1 protein-coding gene is annotated in these 1,336 nt (G+C 50.1%); it reads right to left on the reverse strand.

Annotated features, from left to right (window positions below; all coding sequences use genetic code 11):
* The coding region (locus QL982_RS14380) for a type VI secretion system Vgr family protein (RefSeq protein WP_290190442.1) at positions 1 to 1,336 on the reverse strand (1,336 nt) is incomplete at both ends.

Raw genomic sequence — 1,336 nt, forward strand, 5'->3', positions numbered from 1 at the left:
GTCGCCTCAAGCTTTCCTGTATGCGCAGACAGCATAATATTGTCTTTCGCATTTGTCATACTGAACTGACCATCAGCGACCATTGTCAAAGACTCACTACTGACCTGATGATGACCATCACCACTACTCACCATCATATCTTGCTGAGTGGTCGTTATCATCTCACCCATCGATCGCTGAATCAGCGTCTCGTCACTGACATAGCTCGTATCAGCAGCGCTATCGATCAGCGTGTAGGGCGCTTGTTGATGGGTTTTGGTTTGCTGCTCCTCTGCGATACTTTCTAACTGAGTTTTAATCGCTTTGTGGTCATTCACATGACGTCCAAGCCCTGTCGCCAATTGCGTTAAACGTTCAGCCAGATGTTGACCGCCCAATGCTGTTTGGGTGAGAGTCGGGGTGTGCTGTTGATAGTTATGTTGTCCAGATTGTGCGTGGGTTTGCGGCTGGGTGGAGAAGACTAAGGCTTCGCCCGACTTGATATTGATTTGAGCACTGGTATTGGCATTGATGCCTTGACGTTTACTACTGGCGCCATCACTTGCAGCATTGATGATACCCATCTTTAGACTAGCAGCCACTTGACCATCATCGACGTTCAGCTGTGAGTACGCTTGCTCCGTTCTATGATCGGTAATCCATTCTGATAGACCGTTGCCCGTGTTACGATAGCCGCTCTCAACGGCTTGTTCATTGTCCGTGGCAAATAGGCTAGGGCGCGTGCTGGACAATAAGCTGCCAGTATTGATTAAGTGCTCACCATCACCGATAGACTGCATCAGGGTTTGGTCGTCAGTTCTATGAGTGAAGTGACTGCCATAGTTGGCCCCTGCTTGGGCTTCTAATCGATTGATAGGTTGGGCAGGGCTATCAAGCAGATAGCTTTTGGTCGGGGTCATGTGATTGCGACTGTCGGTATCGCTTTGAGCGTCTGTGATACCAGTCATTGGCGGTAACACGCGTTTGCTATATAAGCCACCCACCCATGGCGTGTCTGCGGTAATCAGCCGCAGTTGGGTCAAGTGAATGCCTGCCTCTAACTGTGAGGCATGGCGTTCATGATGTCGACGACTGATGGTCAGCCCTGTCACATGTGCCAAGCTGTTGCGAGCCAAATGTACGATATGGGTGGCGCGATAGTGCTGATTGAGATGGTTGTGATCGACCAGTATAAAGGTATCGGCAACATTCAAATCAGTGGCATGGGCGAGTGCATGATAGACGCTATGATGGCTGTGATGACTGTTTGCTACGACAGTCGCTTCATCGATGGTCTCGGTATCTGTCACTGGCGCAAATGCGGCAGGGGTGTCTAGTGTGAGTGATTGGCTACTTG

The organism is Psychrobacter sp. 5A.1 (genome assembly GCF_030407455.1).
Lineage (GTDB): Bacteria > Pseudomonadota > Gammaproteobacteria > Pseudomonadales > Moraxellaceae > Psychrobacter.